Genomic DNA, 18,387 nt, shown 5'->3' with positions numbered 1-18,387 from the left:
CAGCAATCTACAGGGACCGTCCGGACCGGACTCGTCATGCTGGCAGCCGGCCTGGCCCTGCTGCTGGCCGGGGGGCCCGCGCGGGCGCAGCAGCAGATGGTGATCCTGGAACTCTTCACCAGCCAGGGCTGCAACTCCTGCCCGCCCGCCGATGCGATGATGGCGGACTGGGAAAAACTGCCCGGCGTGCTGCCGCTGTCGCTGCATGTCGATTACTGGGACTATCTCGGCTGGCGCGACACGTTCGGCAAGAAGGGCCACAGCAGCCGCCAGCAGGGCTATGCCCAGAGCATGGGGTCGCGCCAGGTCTATACGCCACAGGCGGTGATCGACGGTCAGTTCCAGGCGGTCGGCTCCAACCGCGCCGCCGTGCTGCAGGCGGTGAAGGATGCCGAGCGGGAAAAACGCGTCGTGCTGCAGGCAAAACCCGGCAAGACCGGCTGGCAGATCGGCGTGCCGGCGGTGGCCGGCTGGCAGGGCGAGGCCAAGCTGCTGCTGTGCCTGTATGACCGCGAACACCAGGTGCCCATCGCCCGCGGCGAGAATGCCGGCCGCACCATGACCTATCTGAACGTGGCCCGCAGCTGGAACGATTTCGGCCGCTGGAAGGGACAGGCGGAAACCTATGCGCTGCCCGATCTCGGCGATATCGACTGGAGCCGGCAGGGAGCTGTCGTGATGCTGCAGTCGCTGAAAGGCCCGATCATCGGCGCCGTCGACCTGCGGAATGGCCGCGGCCTGTAATCTTTCGGCAGCGCAGCATGCCCTGCGGTTGACAGGCCGGCGACAGCGCCGGAAGCTGTCAGCATGACCAGCCTGCGCACCGCCCACCGCATTGAGCATCGCATCCGCCCCGCCGACCGCAACGACCTGCCGCGGCTGCGCGACATTGCCGCCGAGGCCTGGCCGGGTGACAATCTGGATCTTGCCGCATTGCAGGACGAGCAGGCCCTGTTCGTCGCCGAATGGCGGATCGCCATCGACGGCTTCATCGTGCTGCTGCCGCTGCACCAGTCCATGCTGGTACACCGCCTGGCGGTGGCCGGCGAGATGCGCGGCCGTGGCCTTGGCGGCTGGCTGCTGGATTTCGCCGCCCAGCATGCCCGCGGCGCCGGCCATGCCGCCATCGAGGTCCAGCTTGCGGAAGACCGCACCGGCGACATCGCCTGGCTGCTCCGGCACGGCTTTGCCCGCGCCCGGCAGACCAGCAACCGCGCCCTGCTGCGCCGGGCGGCCGCCTGACCCAACGATAACAGACCATTCCGGGGGAAACCGCGATGACCGAGAGCCGAACCGGCAGGCTGCTGCCGTCCAGTACCGTGCTGATGCTGCGCGAGGGCGCCGGGGGGCCGGAGGTGTTCATGGTCAAGCGCCATCACGCCATCGACTTCGCCTCCGGTGCCATGGTGTTTCCCGGCGGCAAGCTGGCCGAGGGCGACAGCGATCCGGTCCTGATGGGCCGCCATGCCCGGCCCGGCCGCTTCGATCCGGCACTGACCGCCTTCGGCTTCGCCGCGATCCGCGAGGCCTTCGAGGAATCCGGCCTGCTGCTGGCCCGCGCCAAGGGCGAGGGCAGCCTGCTGCCGGCCGCGCGGGCCGCCGCGCTGGCGCCATGGCGCGACCCGCTGAACCGCGGCGAAAAGACCCTGCGCGACATGGCGGAAGCCGAGGGCCTCGATTATGCCCTCGACACGCTGGTGCCCTTCGCGCACTGGATCACCCCGGAGGCGATGCCCAAGCGTTTCGATACCTGGTTCTTTGTCGCCGCCGCGCCGGAAGGCCAGATCGGCGCCCATGACGGCGGCGAAGCGGTCGAATCCGAATGGGTCGGGGCCCAGGCGGCGCTAGATGACTGGGAAGCGCAGCGGCGCACCATCGTGTTTGCCACCCGCATGCAGCTGGTGAAGCTGGCCCGCGCCGGCAGCGTCGCCGAAGCGCTGGCCAATGCGGCCCGCGAGCCCATCATCGACGTGATGCCGGTGCTGGACCGCGATGCTCCCGGCGAGCCGCACCTGCGCATCCCGGCCGAAGCCGGCTATGGCGTGACCGGTGTGCCGCTCAGCCGCGTCGGCATGTAACCGGGCGGCTTCCGCTCAGACGCCCTTTTCCATCAGCCGCGCCAGCCGCTGGGCGAAGGCCTGCGGGTCCGCCGGCTGCTCGCCCTCGACGATCCGCGCCTGGTCGAGCAGCAGCTGCGCCGCATCGGCCAGGGCATCGGCGGCGCCGGCCTGGGTGGCGCGGTCGGCCAGCCGGCGGATCAGCGGATGCGACGGGTTGATCTCGAGGATACGCGGGCTGGCGGCATCCAGCTTCTGGTGCATCCGCAGCAGGCGTTCGAGATGCATGTCCATGTCGCCTTCGCCGGCAACAAGGCAGACGGCACTGTCGGTCAGGCGCTTCGATTCGCGCACATCCTTCACGGCCTCGCCCAGCACCTGCTTCAGCAGGGCGACCAGGGTGCCGAGCGCCGCGCCTTCCGCCTTCTCCTCCGGCTGCGGCTCCGCTGCATCGCCCTTGATGGCATCGAGATCGGCGCCGGCACGGGTGGCCGAACGGATCGGCCTGCCCTCGCATTCGGTCACCACCGACAGCCAGAAGTCATCGACCGGATCGGTCAGCAGCAGAACCTCCACGCCCCTGGCGCGGAAGCCTTCCAGCTGCGGGCTGCGCTTCAGCTGCTCGGCCTGTTCGCCGTTGATCACGTAGATGGCGTCCTGCCCCTGCTTCATCGCCGCGACGTAGTCGGCCAGCGATACCCAGCCCTCGCGGGAGGATGAGCGGAAGCGGGCCAGTTTCAGCAGCGTCGCGCGATGCTCGGCATCCTCGTACAGGCCCTCCTTGAGCACGGCGCCGAAATTTTCCCAGAAGGCGGCATAGGCATCAGCCTCGCCGGCCGCCTTCTTTTCCAGTTCGCCCAGCACCCGCCGGGTGATCGCCTGCCGGATGCGCGCCAGCACCGGATTGTTCTGCAGCATCTCGCGGCTGACATTCAGCGGCAGGTCGGCGGAATCGACGACGCCGCGCAGGAACCGCAGCCAGGCCGGCACCAGATCGTCGCAGCGGTCGGTGATGAAGACGCGGCGGACATACAGCTTGAGCTGCGCCTTGCGGGCCGGATCGAACAGGTCATGCGGCCGCATGCCCGGCACGAACAGCAGCAGGGTGTAGTCCAGCTTGCCCTCGACGCGGGCATGCAGGGTCAGCCAGGGCTCGTCGAAGGCATGGGCGGCGTGATGGTAGAAATCCCGGTACTGCTGTTCGGTGATTTCGGCTTTCGGCCGCGCCCACAGCGCGCTTGCGGCATTCAGGCTGTCGGTCCTGCCGTCTTCCTGCAGCAGCACCGGCAGGGCGATATGGTCGGAATAGGTGCGCACGATATGGCGCAGGCGCTGGGATTCGAGGAATTCGCGCTCGCTGTCCCGCAGATGCAGGACGATGGTGGTGCCGCGGCCCCATTCCCCGCCATCCGGCCGGTCGGCTGCGCCGATGCTGAACTGGCCGGAACCATCGGATACCCAGCGCCAGGCCTGGGGCTCGCCGGCCTTGCGCGAGATCACCTCGACCTTCGCCGCCACCATGAAGGCCGAATAGAAGCCGACACCGAACTGGCCGATCAGCGCCATGTCCTTTGCCGCGTCGCCGGTCAGTCCGGCCACGAATTCGCCGGTGCCGGAACGGGCGATGGTGCCGAGATTGGCAACCAGCTCGTCACGGCTCATGCCGATGCCGTTATCGGCCACCGTCAGGGTGCCGGCGGCCTTGTCGGGCGTCAGCGTCACCTTCAGGTCGGTTTCGCCTGCCCACAGGCTTTCGTCGGTCTGGGCGGCGAAGCGCAGCTTGTCGCAGGCATCGGAGGCGTTGGAAATCAGCTCGCGAAGGAAAATTTCCTTCTGGCTGTAGAGCGCATGGGTGACGATATGCAGCAGCCGCGCCACCTCGGCCTGGAAATGCATGGTCTGGTCGGTCATGGCGTCACATCCCGGCGGTCAGCCCGCCTTCTTGGCGTCCTTCTTCTCGTCCTTCTTTTCCGGCTCGACCAGGTCCTGCATCTGCCGGGTCAGGTCGCGCAGGGTGGATTCCGAAACCAGGTAGGCCCAGCCATCCAGGCGGGCGGCCGCCTCCTGCGCCTGCTTCTCGGCCTCGTCCGGCTTCAGCAGGTCCTGGTTGGATTCATCGGGCCGCACCAGCGCCGCCTCGTAGGCCACGGCGATGGTCACCCAGCCCTTCTTGCCATCCCCGGCGGGAATGCTGCGGATGGTGGCGCGCAGGCCGTCCAGCGTGGTCAGCTCGGTGACGGTGGCCTTGGAGAAATCCCGGCCGGCGGCCTTCTCGACATCCTCGAAGGTCATCCAGGCCAGCACGTTCGGCACGGAATTGGCGTCATACTGCGAGGCGATCTTCATCCCCGCCGGCATGCCGGCGGGCGTGAAATCGGCAGAGCCGGCATCCTTGTCGGCCTTTGCGGCGCGCACCAGCTTCAGCTCGCTGCCATCCGGATGGCGCACCACGGCTTCGGCCACCCGGTTGCGGTCGATCTTGATCAGGTCCCTGACCAGCCAGTCGACCGGCTCGGCCTTCGCATCCAGCAGGCCGCTGGCCAGCCAGGCACGGGCCTCGTCGGGCTTGCGCACGTGATACTGGCCGGGCTTGCCGCCTGCGGCATAGGATTTCACCTTGCCGACGATCACCGCGGCGATCGGCTTCGCATCCCTGTCGACCAGGCGCACCAGCACCGGACCGGGATCGGATTTCGCGGCATCGTTCGCCGGCTGGTATTTCTCGGGATCGCTGACCTGCAGCAGATCGTAATGCTCGGGCTTGTCGGTGCGCGGCTCGACGGTTTCCAGCCCGGCAATGCCCAGCACGTTCTTGCGCACCAGATCGGGCTGCACCGGATAATTGCCGCGGCTCGGCATCACCCAGCGGCCATCCGTCTGCTCGATGCGGAACAGTGCCTTCGGCGTGGAGATTTCCAGCGAATCGACGTCGTTGACTTTCGCCAGCAGGCCCGGAAACAGCGGCTTCGGCGTGAAATCGGCCTGCGCGGCCTGGTCGCGCGAGGCCGCCACCCACCAGCCGGCGGCGCCCAGAACGATGGCGGTGCCCAGCAGGATGGCCCAGCTCTTGTTGCGCAGCATGTCGCTCTCCCTTTTCCGGCGGCCGTCAGCCTTCCAGCGCCCGGCGCATCCGCCGGCGGCGCCAGAAGATGCCCAGGCCGACGGCAACAAGCGCCGCCAGCAGCGGCATCAGGCCGATATTGATGAACTTGATCACCAGCTGCAGCTGCTCGATCCCGCGGTTCAGCTCGTGCTGCACATTGCGCAGCTCGCGCCGGGTCTGCAGCAGCTGGTCGCGGAAGCTGTCGATGGCGGCCTGCTGCTCTGCGGTCAGCAGCGCATTCGACTGTTCCTGGGTCTTCGACTGCAGGTCGGCCAGCTTCTTCTGGGTATCCTCCATCTGCTTCTGCAGCTGGGTCTGGCGGGCCAGGAACTGCTGGTCGGCCTGGCGGCGCATCGCCTCGATCGCCTCGAAGGGCCGCTGCGAACGGCCGCGGCTGCGCAGGCTGATCAGGTCGCCGGAGCCCGACATGTTGTCGATGGCATTGACGAGGAAGTCGGCATTGGCGGCAATCGGCACATAGACGCTCTGCCCGAACATCTGCTGGGCGCGGGCCCAGAAGCGGTCGTCGAGCATGTCGGCATCGGCAACCAGCAGCACGTTGATCGGCTTGGCGCTGTCCTTCACCTGCGGCGCTGCCGGTACGGCGGCGGCGTCCGTCTTCCCGTCGTCCGCCTTCCCGTCCTGCTTCGCATCGGCCGGCGGCGGGCCGTCCGGGAAGGCCGTCTTCGCCGGACCGCTGATGCGGGCGGCCAGCACATAGGTCTTGCCATCGGGCTTGAACTTGCCGGCCAGGGCCTGCGGATCCGGCTCGCCCTTGATGTCGGCGGTATCCATCAGCATCGCCTGGTCCGACGAGGTCAGCAGCGGGGCCAGGGTGGTGGTGGCCCCCTCGATCTGCCGGATCGCGCCGAAGGACGCACCGTTGATGTTGGTCAGCGCGGCGGTGACCACGTCGTCATGGCTCATATGTCCTTCCGGGACATTCAGCCACGGCACGTAATCGACCACCGCGACGGCGCCGGGGCGGCCGGTCTGCACCCGCTGGGCCAGCGCGAGGTCGGCAACGAACTTGTCGGGCACCACCTCGACGCCCCAGGCCCGGAACAGCTCGGGCAGCAGCGAGGACTGGTCCATGCCCGGCGGCATCGGCTGGCCGGTCATCGGATTGGGCGCCGCCGCCATCGTTTCCGAATAGGGATCGCTGAACACGATCAGGTGGCCGCCCTTCAGCACATACTGGTCGATGGCATATCTGGTCTGCGCGCTCAGGTCCTTCGGATGCGCCAGCACCAGCACGGACAGCTTGTCGCTGATCTCCTCGGGCTTGCCGGCATCCAGCATCTTCACCTCGAAGAACTGCCTGATCTGGTCGAGGATCAGGTAGGGCTGGGCCTGGCCGCGCATCGCCGCCATCATGCCGCCGGGACCGTATTCCAGCGGCAGGCTGCCGAGGATGCCGACGGTCGGCTTCTTCGGGCTGCTGAGGCCGTAGACCAGCTTGGTCAGGTCGTATTCGAGGAACTGTTCCTTGTCGGCCTGGAAGAAGGGAATCGTCTGCTGCTGGTCCAGCGTGTTGCTGCCAACCAGGCCGAAATAGAGCTGGCCGCCGCCGGGCAGCGACGCCGCCTGCAGTCCGGCCTGCACGGCACGGTCTTCCGATTCCGTGAACGGCTCGGGGTCGATCACTTCGAGGCGGACCTTGCCGCCCGACAGGGCCGCATAGCGTTCCAGCAGTTCGCGCACCCGCATGCCATACTGCTTCACCTGCGGCGCGGCCCCGGCCAGCTTGTCGGAGAAGAAGAAGCGCAGCGTGATCGGATCGGGGATCGCCTTCAGCACGTTGCGGGTGCCGTCGGACAGCGTGTAGAGCCGCGCCTCGGTCAGGTCGACGCGGGCCGAGCGCAGGCCCTGGTTGGCGATGATGTTGACGGCGAAGAAGATGGCGAAGGCCGCGATCAGGCCGGTGCCGGTGAGGAGCGCTTTGCTGCCGGGTTTCATGGTTCTGGCTCAGCCCGCTTTCCGGAAATCGACGATGACGGCGGTGGCATAGAGCGCCACGGCCATCAGGGAGAGGAAGAAGACGATGTCGCGCAGGTCGATCACGCCTTCGGTGATGGCGTTGAAATGGCTGAGGAAGCTGAACGACGCGATGGTGTCGACGATCAGCCCCGGTGCCCAGCCCTGGAAGAAGCTGAGCACCATCGGCGCCCCGGCCACGGTGAAGACGAAACAGACCAGCACGCTGATCACGAAGGCGATCACCTGGTTCTTGGTGGTGGCACTGAGGCAGGAGCCGACCGCCAGATAGGCGCCGGCCATCAGGAAACTGCCGATATAGCCGGCCGCGATCACGCCGTTATCGGGGCTGCCCAGCCAGTTGACCGTCAGCCACATCGGGAAGGTCAGCGCCAGCGCGATGCCGGCGAAGATCCAGGCGGCGAGGAATTTGCCGAGCACGGCGGCCCAGAGCGGAATCGGCAGGGTCAGCAGCAGCTCGATGGTACCCGACTTGCGTTCCTCCGCCCACAGCCGCATGGCGATGGCCGGCAGGAAGAACAGGTAGAGCCAGGGATGGAACAGGAAAAAGGCCTTCAGGTCGGCCTGGCCGCGTTCGAAGAACTGGCCGAGATAGAAGGTGAAGATGCCGGCCGTGAACAGGAAGACGACGATGAAGACATAGGCGACCGGCGTGGCGAAATAGCCGGAAAGCTCGCGGCGGGTGACCGAAAACAGCGAAGACATGACGGCAACTCCGATCAGGCGGCGCGGGCGGGCGCGGCGGCTTGGGTGACCTGGCGGAAGGCGGCATCCAGCCGGCCGGGCTCGGCGATGATGTCGCCGATACGCCAGCTGCCGCTGCCGGACGGCCCGCTGTCGGGCCGGCCCTCGGCAACGATGCGGCCGCGCGCGATCACGATGGCGCGGCTGCACACCGCCTCCACCTCTTCCAGGATATGGGTCGAGATGATGATGGCCTTGTCGCGGGCCATGGTCTGGATCAGGCCGCGCACCTCGTGCTTCTGGTTCGGGTCGAGGCCGTCGGTCGGCTCGTCCAGCACCAGCACCGGCGGATCATGCAGGATCGCCTGGGCGAGACCGACGCGGCGCTTGTAGCCCTTGGACAGGGTGTCGATCGGCTGGTCCAGCACATCCTTGATGTTGACCTGGTCGACCACCTTGTCGAGCCGCCACTGCCGGTCGCGGCCCGACAGGCCGCGCACATCGGCAATGAAATCGAGAAAGCCGCGCCCGGTCATGTCGGCATAGGCCGGGGCGCCTTCGGGCAGGTAGCCGATGCAGCGCTTGGCCGCCAGCGGTTCGGCATCCACATCATGGCCGCAGACGGCGATGCTGCCCGCAGTGGGTGCAAGAAAGCCGCAGACCATCTTCATGGTGGTGGACTTGCCGGCTCCGTTGGGTCCGAGAAAGCCAAGCACCTCGCCCTTGCCAACCGTGAAACTGATATTGTCGACGGCTGTGAACGGGCCGAATTGCTTGACCAGATTCTTTATGTCGATCATCGTTTTGCGTCGTCCCCTGCCTGGCCGCGGCGACCCTGTCGCGCGGCGACCGCTAGATAAGTGTTTCTCCCCGCATGGTTCAAGCCCCCGGTCATTAATTGCCCTTAACAAAGCCGCCCGGGACCGGGTCTTAACACGAACGCCGCCATATTTTCGCCACGATCAGCCATGGACCGCCCCGACCCGCCCTCGCCCTGCAACAAGGTCTGCCAGATCGACCGGCGCACCGGCTGGTGCCTGGGCTGCGGCCGCAGCGGCGCCGAGATCGGCGCCTGGCCGGGCCTCGATGCCGCCGGCAAACGGGCCTTGCTCGACGAACTGGCCCGCCGCCCCTGGCAGCGGCTGCCGGCCGGAAGGCGGGCCCGGTGACCCGCTCGCTCGGTCTCGATCCCCGGCTCTACGGCTACCTGCTGTCGGTTTCGCCGCCGGAACACCCCCTGCTGGCCGAACTTCGCCAGCGCACGGCCGGGCTTCCCGGTGCCGGCATGCAGATCGGCCGCGACCAGGGGGCACTGTTCCAGCTGCTGGTGGCACTGACCGGCGCGCGGCGCTGCCTCGAGGTCGGCGTCTTCACCGGCTACAGCGCCCTGGCGGTCGGCCTCGCGCTGCCGCCGGACGGCCGGATCACCGCCTGCGACATCAACCCGGACACCACCGCCATCGCCCGCGAATTCTGGGACCGGGCCGGACTGGCCGGCCGCATCGACCTGCGGCTCGGGCCGGCCGGCGAAACCCTCGACAGCCTGCTGGCCGGCGGCGAAGCCGGCACATACGATTTCGCCTTCGTCGATGCCGACAAGACCGGCTATGCCGGCTATCACGAACAGGTGCTGCGTCTGCTGCGGCCCGGCGGCCTTGCCGCGTATGACAACGTGCTGTGGGGCGGCAGCGTCGCCGACGCGGCCGACCGCTCGGAAGACACCACGGCCCTGCGCGGCTTCAACGCCATGCTGGCGGCCGACGGCCGCGTGCGGATCGCCATGCTGCCGGTCGGCGACGGCATCACCCTGGCCGTGAAACGCTGACAGGCCGGAACCGGACGCGATGCCCTTCTTCCTGATCAAGCGGTTCGCAACCCTGCTCGCCACCCTGTGGGCGACCTCGGTGATCGTCTTCCTGGTGCTGGAAATCCTGCCCGGCGATCCGGCCCTGCTGGTGCTCGGCATTGATGCCAGCGACGAGCAGCTGGCGGCCTTCCGCGAGCAGTATGGCCTGACCCGGCCGGTCCTCGAACGCTATGCCGACTGGCTCGCACATCTGCTGACCGGGGATTTCGGCATCTCCTACGCCTACAAAAGCCCGGTCTGGCCGCTGATCGCCGACCGGCTGACCCTGACCTATCCGCTGGCGATCCTCGCCATGCTGCTGACCGTGGTGCTGGCGCTGGGGCTGGGCATCTATGCCGCCGCCCGCCACAACCGGCCCGGCGATCTCGTGGTCATGGGCATCAGCCAGCTGGGCATCTCGATTCCGAATTTCTGGTTCGGCCTGCTGCTGATCCTGCTGTTCGCGGTCAATCTCGGCTGGCTGTCGGCCGGCGGCTTTGCCGGCTGGGCGGACGGCCCCGGCCCGGCGCTGCTCGGCCTGATCCTGCCCAGCCTGTCGCTGGCCACGGTGCAGGCCGCCATCCTTGCCCGCATCACCCGCTCGTCGGTCCTCGAGGTGCTGGGCGAGGATTTCGTGCGCACCGCCCGCGCCAAGGGCCTTGGCCGCCGCGCCGTGCTGTGGCGGCATGTGCTGCGCAACGCCCTGATCCCGGTCATCACCGTGATCGGCCTGCAGTTCGGCAACCTGCTGGCCGGCGCCATCGTCGTCGAGCAGGTCTTCTCGCTGCCGGGTCTCGGCCGCCTGATCTTCCAGGCGATCAGCAACCGCGACATCGAGGTGGTGAAGGCGGCCGTGGTGCTGCTGGCCTTTACCGTCGTGCTGGTCAATTTCGTCGTCGACGTGCTGTATGCCGTGATCGACCCGCGCCTGAAGATGCACGATGTCTGAGACGGCCGCCTTCTTCCGCCGGGCGCTCCGGCATCGCAGCTTCGTGGCCGGCGGCCTGCTCACCGCCCTCGTGCTGGGCATGGCCCTGCTGTCGCTGATCTGGACGCCCTATGTGGCCACCGCGCTGAACATCCGCCATCGCCTTGCCCTGCCTTCGGCGACCCACTGGCTGGGCACGGACGCACTCGGCCGCGACGTGCTGTCGCTGATCCTTGCCGGCGCACAGAATTCGATCATGGTGGCGGTCGTCTCGGTCGGCATCGGCCTGCTGCTGGGCAGCCTGCTCGGCTTCCTGGCCGCCGCCCGCCGCGGCTGGATCGAGGAACTGGTGATGCGGTTCGCCGATTTCACCTATGCCTTCCCGGCCATCCTGTCGGCGATCATGTTCGCCGCCATTCTCGGGCCGAACGCGCTGAACTCGATCATCGCGATCGCCATCTACAACATCCCGATCTTCGCCCGCGTGGTGCGGGCCGCCGCCAATTCGGTCTGGGCGCGGGATTTCATCCTCGCCGCCCGCGCCGCCGGCAAGGGCGCCTTCCGCATCACCATCGAGCATGTGCTGCCCAACATCCTGTCGGTGATCGTGGTGCAGGCGACCATCCAGTTCGCGCTGGCCATCCTCGCCGAGGCCGCTTTGTCCTATCTCGGGCTGGGCACCCAGCCGCCGACACCGTCCTGGGGCCGCATGCTGAACGAGGCCCAGTCCTACGTGTTCCGGGCGCCGCTGCTGGCGGTATGGCCCGGCATCGCCATCGCCATGGCCGTGCTCGGCCTCAACCTGCTGGGCGACGGCCTGCGCGATCTGACCGATCCGCGGCTGGCCCGGCGGAGGTGAGGCGATGAGCGGTCCGCTGCTGTCCGTCCGCGATCTCACCGTCACCCTGCCGACCGCGCGCGGGCCGGCGATGGCCGTGCGCGGCCTCGATTTCGACCTGGCGAAGGGCGAGACGCTCGGCATCGTCGGCGAAAGCGGCTGCGGCAAGTCGATGACCGCGCTCGCGCTGATGGGCCTGCTGCCCGAGGGCGCGCAGGCCGGCGGCAGCGTCGCGCTCGGCGGCGAAAACCTGCTGGCTGCCAGCGAGAAGCGGCTGTGCGACCTGCGCGGCAACCGGCTCGGCATGATCTTCCAGGAGCCGATGACGTCGCTCAATCCGCTGCACCGGATCGGCGACCAGATCGCCGAGCCGCTGCTGCTGCACACGGACCTCAGCCGCCGCCAGGCCCGCGAACGCGCCGTCGACCTGCTCGGCCGCGTCGGCATCCCCAATCCGCGCAGCCGGCTGGATGCCTATCCGCACCAGCTGTCGGGCGGCCAGCGCCAGCGCGTGATGATCGCCATGGCACTGGCCTGCGACCCCGACATCCTGATCGCCGACGAACCGACCACGGCGCTGGACGTGACCATCCAGGGCCAGATCCTCGACCTGATCCGCGACCTGGTGGAAGCCAGCGGCATGGCGCTGATCCTGATCAGCCACGATCTCGGCGTCATTGCCGAGACCGTCGACCGTGTGCTGGTGATGTATGCCGGCCGCGCCGTCGAGGCAGGCCCGGTGCACGAGGTTTTCGCCGACCTGTCGCATCCCTATGCCCGCGGCCTGTTCGCGGCGATGCCGCGGCTGGCCGCCGGCGGCGCCTATCCGCGCCCGCCGCTGCCCACCATCCCCGGCATCGTGCCCGACCTGCATGACCTCGGCCCGGCCTGCGCCTTCGCCGACCGCTGCAGCCTGGCGGAAGCACGCTGCCGGGCCGAACCGCCGCCGCCCGTCAGCAGCGGCAGCGGCAGCCATTGGGCCGCCTGCTGGCGCACCGAGGACGCCCGTGCCCTGCCGATCGGGGGGGCCGCATGACAGCCCTTGTCCGGCTGCAGGATGTCCGCAAGACCTATCCGCTGCCGCGGTCGTCGCCCTTCGTGCCACGCCGGCAGGTCTATGCCGTCAATGGCGTGTCGCTCGACATCCGGGCCGGCGACAGCCTCGGCGTGGTCGGCGAAAGCGGCTGCGGCAAATCCACTCTCGCCCGCCTCGTCATGGCGCTGGAAGCGCCGGACAGCGGCCGCGTGGAATTCGCCGGCCAGGACCTGAACAGGCTGGCACCGCTGGCCCTGCGCGGGGCGCGGCGCGATTTCCAGATGGTGTTCCAGGACCCCTACGGTTCGCTCGACCCGCGCCAGAGCGTCGAACGCATCGTCGCCGAACCGCTGGAGGCGCTGGAACGGCTGCCGCGCGGCGAGCGCCGCGACCGGGTGGCCGATGCCATGATGACCGTCGGCCTGCGCCCGGCCGATGCGGCGAAATACCCGCATGAATTCTCCGGCGGCCAGCGCCAGCGCATCGCCATCGCCCGCGCCCTGATCACGCGGCCGAAGCTGATCGTCGCCGACGAAGCCGTTTCGGCCCTGGATGTCTCGGTGCAGGCGCAGGTGCTGAACCTGATGGCCGACCTGCAGCAGAAACACGGCGTCACCTACCTGTTCATCAGCCACAACCTTGCGGTGGTCGACCATCTCTGCAGCCGGGTGGCGGTGATGTATCTCGGTCGCGTGGTCGAGACCGGCGCCACCGCCACCGTCTTCGCACGGCCGGCCCATCCCTATACCCGCGCATTGCTGGCCGCCCTGCCGCAGCCGGCGCCGCCACCGCCCGGCCAGCCGCGCCGCCATGCCCAGCTGCAGGGCAATCCGCCGAGCCAGACCGAGCTGAAGCCGGGCTGCGCGCTGGCCGAGCGCTGCCGCTTTGCCATCGAGCGCTGCCGCAGCGAGGCGCCGCCGCTGCGCGCGCTGCCGGATGGCCGCGCCGTGGCCTGTCACCGCGCCGAAGCGGTGCTGGACGTGCCGGTTACGACGCCGGCCTGACCGGGGTCAGCACATAGCCGCGCTGGCGCATGCAATAGTCGGTGAATTCCCATTGCCGCGGGCCGCGCGCGAAATAGGACGGCGATTCCACCGACATGCGGAAAGGCGGCCCCCAGCCGAAGCCGGTGCCGGTCCAGGGCGGGTAAAGCTGGCGGGTCGACTGGCTCTCGTCCAGTGCCTGCCAGTAGGCCCTGTCCTCGCACTCCTTCTGGTCGCGGTCGCGCTGGGCGGCCGCGGTTTCCGGCCGCGTCCATTCGGTCGGTGTCGTCGTGCAGGCCGCCAGGGCCAGCAGCAGCCCGGCCGCGGCCGGAACGCACATCCTCATTCCGCCACCTGCACCAGCCGGTAGCCGCGCTGCTGCATGCAGTATTCGGCCAGTTCGTATTGCCGGGCGCCGCGCCGGCTGTAGGACGCGGTGATGCCACCGCCGGGCTCGCCGGCGCCGCCGCCATCCACGGTGAACTGGGTATCGCGCAGGGGCGGATATTTCGGCCCCGAGGCGAAGCTCTCGTCCAGCGCCTGTTCGGCGGCGATGCGCTGGCAATCCTGCTCGTCGGCATCGCGCTGCACGGCCGGCGTGCCGGCGCGGACATATTCGGTGGCCGGCGCGCAGGCGCCCAGCAGCAACAGCAGGGCGGCAACAGCAGGGCGCCTCATGACCGCCCTCCCGGTTGTCGCGCCGGTGTCAGGCTGTAGCCGCGCGCCCGCAGACAGAAATCCTGCAGGTCGCTTTCGCGCCGGGCCTGCCACATGAAATCATTCCGGTATGCGAGGCTAGGTCCGTACCGGCCATGCCACGGATAGCCCGGGCCGTAATAAGCCGGGCCGTAATAGGGCGGACCGGGAATGACCGGGCCGTAGAAAAAACTTTCGCGGAAAGCCTGCTGGCGCGCGAGGCTGCCGCATTCGGCCGAATCCAGCCGCGCCTGGGCCAGACCGGTATCGGGCCGGGTCCATTCCAGCGCCGGGCCGCAGCCGGCCATGAAGGCCAGGACGGCCAGAAGGGGCAGAAAGGCTGTCAGTTTCGGCATGACGATCTTCGGCATGACGGTCACGGCCGTCCGGATGCCGGAGCGGCCGCCCCTGATCATAGGGTAGCCCGGGCAGGTTGGCGCGCCTTTACGGCAGAATCAGGGCGGCGGAATCGCGGCAGGCAGCCTATTCCTGGCAGGGAAAGGCATCGGCCAGCGCCAGCCGCACCGCCTGGATCGCTTCCAGCGTCATCTGGTCGGCATTGTCCTTCGCCCAGGCCACGTATTGCTGGCGCAGCAGGGCGGCCGGCGCGTCGCGCGGCGTGCAGAACCAGCCCAGCTCCTTGCCGCCGGCACCCACCGCCAGTTCGTACATCGCCGCGGCACCCAGCAGGTAGCGCAGGCAGCCGGTCTGCCGGGCCGTGCCGTCGGCGGCCTCGCAGCCGGCCAGCAGGTCGCGGGCGAGGAATTTCGGCGGCGGCTGCAGGGCGGCCGGCATCGCACCGGCATCGGCCGGCGCTGCGGTCTGCTGCGCCCCGGCCGGCTGCGTTGCGAGGATCAGGCTGCAGAGCAGCAGGGCGGGCAGGCGGCGGCAGGGGGCAGGGAACATGGTCGCGGGCTCACACGATCTCGTTTTCGGTCGGCTCGCCGCCGAGGCGGCGGAAAATCCCGTGCATCGCCGTGGCGGCGGCATCCAGCCTGGCCCGGTCGGTGGCGCGCAGCACGATCGCCGTCGATGCCCTGCCGCCCCGGAAAGCCGGGTAGGAGCCCATGTCGACATCAGGGAACTGCCGCTGCAAGGCGCCAAGATCCTCCGCCACCATGCCTTCCGGCACCTGGGCGATCACCGTGCGCGACAGCAGCGGGTCGCCGCCGGTCAGGCCCGGTGCCACGCTGGCCACCATGGCCTGGAAGATCGCCGGCACCCCGGCCATCACCATCACATTGCCGATGCGGAAGCCGGGCGCCGCCGATACCGGGTTGTCGATCAGTGCGGCACCATCGGGAATCCGCGCCATGCGCAGCCGCGCCGCATTCAGCATGCCGGCCTCGTAATGTGCCTCCAGCCGGCGGCGCGCTTCCGGCTGGATGTCGATGCCCACCCCGAAGGCCTGCGCGACGCAGTCTGCCGTGATGTCGTCATGGGTCGGCCCGATGCCGCCCGAGGTGAAGACATAATCGTGGCGGGCGCGCAGGTCGTTCACCGCGGCGACGATGGCTTCGGGGATGTCGGGCACCACGCGCGCCTCGCGCAGGCGGATGCCCAGCTCGGTCAGCCGGCCGGCCAGGAAATGCATGTTGGCGTCGCGGGTGCGGCCCGAGAGAATCTCGTTGCCGATCACCAGCATGGCCGCCGTCACGATTCTGGGCTGGGCGTTTCCGGGCGTTTCCGTCATGGCGCACAGGAGATAGCACGCGCCACGGGTGCAGGCCAGCGCCGCGATTGCCGGCCGGTTGCCGCAGCGTCCGCCGGCCTGTATTAGGCGGGACATGGAGTTTCCCGTGCCCCTGACCCCGGCCGTGCTGCTGCGCCGCTACAAGCGCTTCCTGGCCGACATGCGCTTTGCCGACGGCCACGAGGAAACCGTGCACTGCCCCAACCCGGGCGCCATGCTGGGGCTGGATATGCCGGGCAGCCGGGCCTGGCTGAAGCCGGGCCGCGGCAAGCTCGGCTGGGGCTGGGTGCTGGCCGAAGCCGACGGCGCCCTGGTCGGCATCGACACGACGCTGCCCAACCGGCTGGTCGCCGAGGCGCTGGCGGAGGACCGCATCCCCGAACTGGCCGGTTATGACGAGTGCCGGCCCGAGATGCGCTACGGCAGCGAGAACAGCCGGATCGATTTCCTGCTGTCCGGTTCCGGCCGGCCGGACTGCTACCTCGAAGTGAAGAACGTGCATCTGATGCGGCAAGCCGGGCTGGCGGAATTCCCCGACTGCCCGACCGCCCGCGGGGCCAAGCATCTGCGCGAACTGGCCGCCATGGCCGCGGCCGGCCACCGCGCGGTGATGCTGTTCCTGGTGCAGCGGCCGGATTGCCGCCGCTTCCGGCTGGCCGCCGACCGCGACCCGGGCTATGCCGCTGCCTATGCCGAAGCTAGGAAAGCCGGGGTCGAGGCCCTATGTTACGACTGCGCCGTGACGGAGACCGGCATCACCCTCCGTCACCGCCTGCCTGTTGAAGACCAAGTGACTGGAAAAGAACGGTGAATCAGAACCAAGCGCAAGCTGCGGCGGAAGACGGGGACGAGGACCTGCTGGAAGGCGGCGCCGTCCGGCTGCACAAGCCCGAGGATTTCGAGGGCATGCGCCGGGCCGGCCGGCTGGCCGCGGAGACCCTCGACTTCATCACCCCGCATGTGGTGCCGGGCACGACCACCGGCGAGCTCGACAGGCTGTGCCACGATTTCATCGTCCGGCATGGCGCGGTGCCGGCGCCGCTGGGCTACCGCGGCTTTCCGAAATCGATCTGCACCTCGGTCAACCATGTGGTCTGCCACGGCATCCCGGGCGACAAGGTGCTGGAAGACGGCGACATCATGAATATCGACGTCACCGTCATCCTCGACGGCTGGCATGGCGATACCAGCCGCATGTTCCTGCTGGGCAATGTCGGCGTGAAGGGCCGCCGCATCTGCGACATCACCTACGAGGCGATGATGCGCGGCATCGAGGTGGTGAAGCCCGGCGCCACCACCGGCGATATCGGCCATGCGATCCAGAGCTTCGTCGAGAAGGAACGCTTTTCGGTGGTGCGCGATTTCTGCGGCCATGGCCTCGGCCGCATCTTCCACGAACCGCCGAACATCCTGCATTACGGCGAGGCCGGCCGCGGCATCCCGCTGCAGGCCGGCATGTTCTTCACCATCGAGCCGATGGTGAATGCCGGCAAGTGGCAGGTGAAGCTGCTGTCCGATGGCTGGACCGCGGTGACCAAGGACCGCTCGCTGTCGGCGCAGTTCGAGCATTCGATCGGCGTGACCGAGACCGGCTACGAGATCTTCACCCAGTCGCCGAAGGGCTGGCACAAGCCCCCCTACGCCTGATTCTGCGGATTTCCGCCCTACCGCATCGCTGAAGAATCGCGTCTTGACTCCGGCATGTTTTCGCATCAATACTTAACCTGATGGTTAAGTATTCAGATTCCGGCCTCGACCGCACCTTTTCCGCCCTCGCCGATCCGACCCGGCGGGCCCTGCTGGCGCGGCTGGAGGCAACCGCCGAGCTGTCGGTCAGCGATCTCGCGAAACCCTTCCCGGTCTCGCTGCCGGCGATCATGAAACATCTCGACGTGCTGTCCGATGCCGGACTTGTCACCCGCAGCAAGGCCGGCCGCACCGTCAGCGTGCGCCTGAATGCGGCACCGATGGAGCAGGCGATGGAATGGCTGCACCGTTACCAGCGCTTCTGGTCCGAGCGCCTTGATCGCCTTGCCGCTTTCCTTGAGGAGGATGCATGTCCGCCGACCCCGCCTTCACCCACAGGCCCAGCCTCACCATCAGGCGGCGCATCAACGCCGCGCCGGCGAAAGTCTTCGCCGCCTGGACCGAGCCGGCGCTGATCGCCCGCTGGTTCGGCCCGGATGCCGGGCCGGTGGAAAAGGCCGAGATCGACCTGCGCATCGGCGGCCGCTTCGACATCGCCTTCCGCACGGAAGACGGCGAGCGCCACACCGTGCGCGGCGCCTATCGCGAGATCGTGCCGGATACGAAGCTGGTTTTCAGCTGGTCCTGGATCAGCACGCCGGAGCGCGTGTCCCAGGTTACCGTCAGCCTCAAGGCCGATGGCGGCGGCACGCTGCTTACCCTGCTGCACGAGCAGTTCTTCGACCAGGCCGCCCGCGACGGGCATAACCGCGGCTGGACCGGCAGCCTCGACAAGCTCGAACGCCTGTTCGCCTGACCCGCCAGACCCGGAGACGACC

General features: G+C 68.6%; 23 protein-coding genes. 13 read left to right on the top strand and 10 right to left on the bottom strand.

Annotated features, from left to right (window positions below):
• Window positions 1-36: 36 nt before the first annotated feature.
• The 3 genes from ACEQZY_RS20105 (at window position 37) to ACEQZY_RS20095 (ending at window position 2,078) form a co-directional block, all read left to right on the top strand.
• The gene (locus tag ACEQZY_RS20105; RefSeq protein WP_341705733.1) at window positions 37-744 is read left to right on the top strand and encodes a DUF1223 domain-containing protein; all 708 of its coding nucleotides are present in this window, start codon (window positions 37-39) and stop codon (window positions 742-744) included.
• Window positions 745-807: 63 nt separating this feature from the next.
• The gene (locus tag ACEQZY_RS20100) at window positions 808-1,242 is read left to right on the top strand and encodes a GNAT family N-acetyltransferase (RefSeq protein WP_341705734.1); all 435 of its coding nucleotides are present in this window, start codon (window positions 808-810) and stop codon (window positions 1,240-1,242) included.
• A gap of 35 nt (window positions 1,243-1,277) precedes the next feature.
• The gene (locus tag ACEQZY_RS20095; protein WP_370156703.1) at window positions 1,278-2,078 is read left to right on the top strand and encodes an NUDIX hydrolase; all 801 of its coding nucleotides are present in this window, start codon (window positions 1,278-1,280) and stop codon (window positions 2,076-2,078) included.
• A 15-nt stretch (window positions 2,079-2,093) separates the two neighbouring features.
• Here the strand turns inward: ACEQZY_RS20095 and htpG are convergent, their stop codons facing one another.
• The 5 genes from htpG to ACEQZY_RS20070 are packed head-to-tail and all read right to left on the bottom strand — an operon-like array spanning window position 2,094 to window position 8,642.
• Window positions 2,094-3,968: a molecular chaperone HtpG gene (gene htpG / locus ACEQZY_RS20090; protein WP_370156701.1), complete on the bottom strand. Its 1,875-nt coding sequence runs from the start codon at window positions 3,966-3,968 to the stop codon at window positions 2,094-2,096.
• A gap of 18 nt (window positions 3,969-3,986) precedes the next feature.
• Complete coding sequence (locus ACEQZY_RS20085; protein ID WP_370156699.1) at window positions 3,987-5,138, bottom strand: DUF4340 domain-containing protein; 1,152 nt, start codon at window positions 5,136-5,138, stop codon at window positions 3,987-3,989.
• A 25-nt stretch (window positions 5,139-5,163) separates the two neighbouring features.
• Window positions 5,164-7,119, bottom strand: coding sequence for a Gldg family protein (locus ACEQZY_RS20080; protein ID WP_370156697.1), 1,956 nt, complete (start codon window positions 7,117-7,119; stop codon window positions 5,164-5,166).
• A 9-nt stretch (window positions 7,120-7,128) separates the two neighbouring features.
• On the bottom strand, window positions 7,129-7,863 hold the full coding sequence (locus ACEQZY_RS20075; RefSeq protein ID WP_341704609.1) for an ABC transporter permease: 735 nt from the start codon (window positions 7,861-7,863) through the stop codon (window positions 7,129-7,131).
• Window positions 7,864-7,877: 14 nt separating this feature from the next.
• Window positions 7,878-8,642, bottom strand: coding sequence for an ABC transporter ATP-binding protein (locus ACEQZY_RS20070; RefSeq protein WP_370156695.1), 765 nt, complete (start codon window positions 8,640-8,642; stop codon window positions 7,878-7,880).
• Window positions 8,643-8,810: 168 nt separating this feature from the next.
• On the opposite strand from ACEQZY_RS20070, the gene ACEQZY_RS20065 reads away from it, so the two are divergent.
• The 6 genes from ACEQZY_RS20065 to ACEQZY_RS20040 are packed head-to-tail and all read left to right on the top strand — an operon-like array spanning window position 8,811 to window position 13,494.
• Window positions 8,811-9,011 carry a DUF1289 domain-containing protein gene (locus tag ACEQZY_RS20065; protein ID WP_341704611.1) on the top strand — a complete coding sequence of 67 codons (201 nt, stop codon included), beginning with the start codon at window positions 8,811-8,813 and terminating at the stop codon, window positions 9,009-9,011.
• Entirely contained in the window at window positions 9,008-9,667 is a 660-nt protein-coding gene (locus ACEQZY_RS20060) for a class I SAM-dependent methyltransferase (RefSeq protein ID WP_370156693.1), read from the top strand. The genes ACEQZY_RS20065 and ACEQZY_RS20060 overlap by 4 nt, the downstream gene beginning before the upstream one ends.
• Window positions 9,668-9,686: 19 nt before the next feature.
• Window positions 9,687-10,637 carry an ABC transporter permease gene (locus ACEQZY_RS20055; protein WP_341704613.1) on the top strand — a complete coding sequence of 317 codons (951 nt, stop codon included), beginning with the start codon at window positions 9,687-9,689 and terminating at the stop codon, window positions 10,635-10,637.
• Window positions 10,630-11,475, top strand: a complete 846-nt coding sequence (locus tag ACEQZY_RS20050; protein WP_370156691.1) for an ABC transporter permease — start codon at window positions 10,630-10,632, stop codon at window positions 11,473-11,475. The genes ACEQZY_RS20055 and ACEQZY_RS20050 overlap by 8 nt, the downstream gene beginning before the upstream one ends.
• A gap of 4 nt (window positions 11,476-11,479) precedes the next feature.
• Entirely contained in the window at window positions 11,480-12,490 is a 1,011-nt protein-coding gene (locus ACEQZY_RS20045) for an ABC transporter ATP-binding protein (protein WP_370156689.1), read from the top strand.
• Window positions 12,487-13,494 (top strand): ABC transporter ATP-binding protein, encoded by a 1,008-nt coding sequence (locus tag ACEQZY_RS20040; protein WP_370156687.1) that lies wholly within the window; start codon window positions 12,487-12,489, stop codon window positions 13,492-13,494. The genes ACEQZY_RS20045 and ACEQZY_RS20040 overlap by 4 nt, the downstream gene beginning before the upstream one ends.
• Here ACEQZY_RS20040 and ACEQZY_RS20035 read toward each other — a convergent pair.
• The 5 genes from ACEQZY_RS20035 to ACEQZY_RS20015 all read right to left on the bottom strand — a co-directional run bounded on the left by ACEQZY_RS20035 (window position 13,478) and on the right by ACEQZY_RS20015 (window position 15,958).
• The gene (locus tag ACEQZY_RS20035; RefSeq protein WP_341704947.1) at window positions 13,478-13,813 is read right to left on the bottom strand and encodes a hypothetical protein; all 336 of its coding nucleotides are present in this window, start codon (window positions 13,811-13,813) and stop codon (window positions 13,478-13,480) included. The two genes, ACEQZY_RS20040 and ACEQZY_RS20035, sit on opposite strands and share 17 nt — an antisense overlap.
• 2 nt (window positions 13,814-13,815) lie before the next feature.
• Window positions 13,816-14,151 (bottom strand): hypothetical protein, encoded by a 336-nt coding sequence (locus ACEQZY_RS20030; protein WP_370156685.1) that lies wholly within the window; start codon window positions 14,149-14,151, stop codon window positions 13,816-13,818.
• Window positions 14,148-14,525, bottom strand: coding sequence for a hypothetical protein (locus ACEQZY_RS20025; protein ID WP_370156683.1), 378 nt, complete (start codon window positions 14,523-14,525; stop codon window positions 14,148-14,150). The genes ACEQZY_RS20030 and ACEQZY_RS20025 overlap by 4 nt, the downstream gene beginning before the upstream one ends.
• Window positions 14,526-14,652: 127 nt before the next feature.
• Window positions 14,653-15,075, bottom strand: coding sequence for a Rap1a/Tai family immunity protein (locus ACEQZY_RS20020; RefSeq protein ID WP_341704951.1), 423 nt, complete (start codon window positions 15,073-15,075; stop codon window positions 14,653-14,655).
• A gap of 10 nt (window positions 15,076-15,085) precedes the next feature.
• Window positions 15,086-15,958 carry a molybdopterin-binding protein gene (locus tag ACEQZY_RS20015; RefSeq protein WP_341704952.1) on the bottom strand — a complete coding sequence of 291 codons (873 nt, stop codon included), beginning with the start codon at window positions 15,956-15,958 and terminating at the stop codon, window positions 15,086-15,088.
• 10 nt (window positions 15,959-15,968) lie between these two features.
• Here ACEQZY_RS20015 and sfsA point away from each other — a divergent pair, with 10 nt between their 5' ends.
• From sfsA to ACEQZY_RS19995, 4 genes are all read left to right on the top strand, one after another.
• A complete protein-coding gene (gene sfsA / locus ACEQZY_RS20010) occupies window positions 15,969-16,673 on the top strand; it encodes a DNA/RNA nuclease SfsA (RefSeq protein ID WP_341704953.1) in 705 nt (234 codons plus the stop codon).
• Between the two features lie 44 nt (window positions 16,674-16,717).
• Window positions 16,718-17,509, top strand: coding sequence for a type I methionyl aminopeptidase (gene map, locus ACEQZY_RS20005; protein WP_370156851.1), 792 nt, complete (start codon window positions 16,718-16,720; stop codon window positions 17,507-17,509).
• Between the two features lie 80 nt (window positions 17,510-17,589).
• Window positions 17,590-18,024 carry a metalloregulator ArsR/SmtB family transcription factor gene (locus tag ACEQZY_RS20000; RefSeq protein WP_341704954.1) on the top strand — a complete coding sequence of 145 codons (435 nt, stop codon included), beginning with the start codon at window positions 17,590-17,592 and terminating at the stop codon, window positions 18,022-18,024.
• Complete coding sequence (locus ACEQZY_RS19995; RefSeq protein WP_341704955.1) at window positions 17,919-18,365, top strand: SRPBCC domain-containing protein; 447 nt, start codon at window positions 17,919-17,921, stop codon at window positions 18,363-18,365. Before ACEQZY_RS20000 ends, ACEQZY_RS19995 begins: the two co-directional genes overlap by 106 nt.
• Window positions 18,366-18,387 lie beyond the last annotated feature (22 nt).

It is taken from the genome of Ferrovibrio sp. (assembly GCF_964218355.1).
GTDB lineage: Bacteria > Pseudomonadota > Alphaproteobacteria > Ferrovibrionales > Ferrovibrionaceae > Ferrovibrio.
The sequence above is the reverse complement of the archived record's forward strand: the minus strand, read 5'-3'. Positions and strand labels throughout refer to the sequence as shown.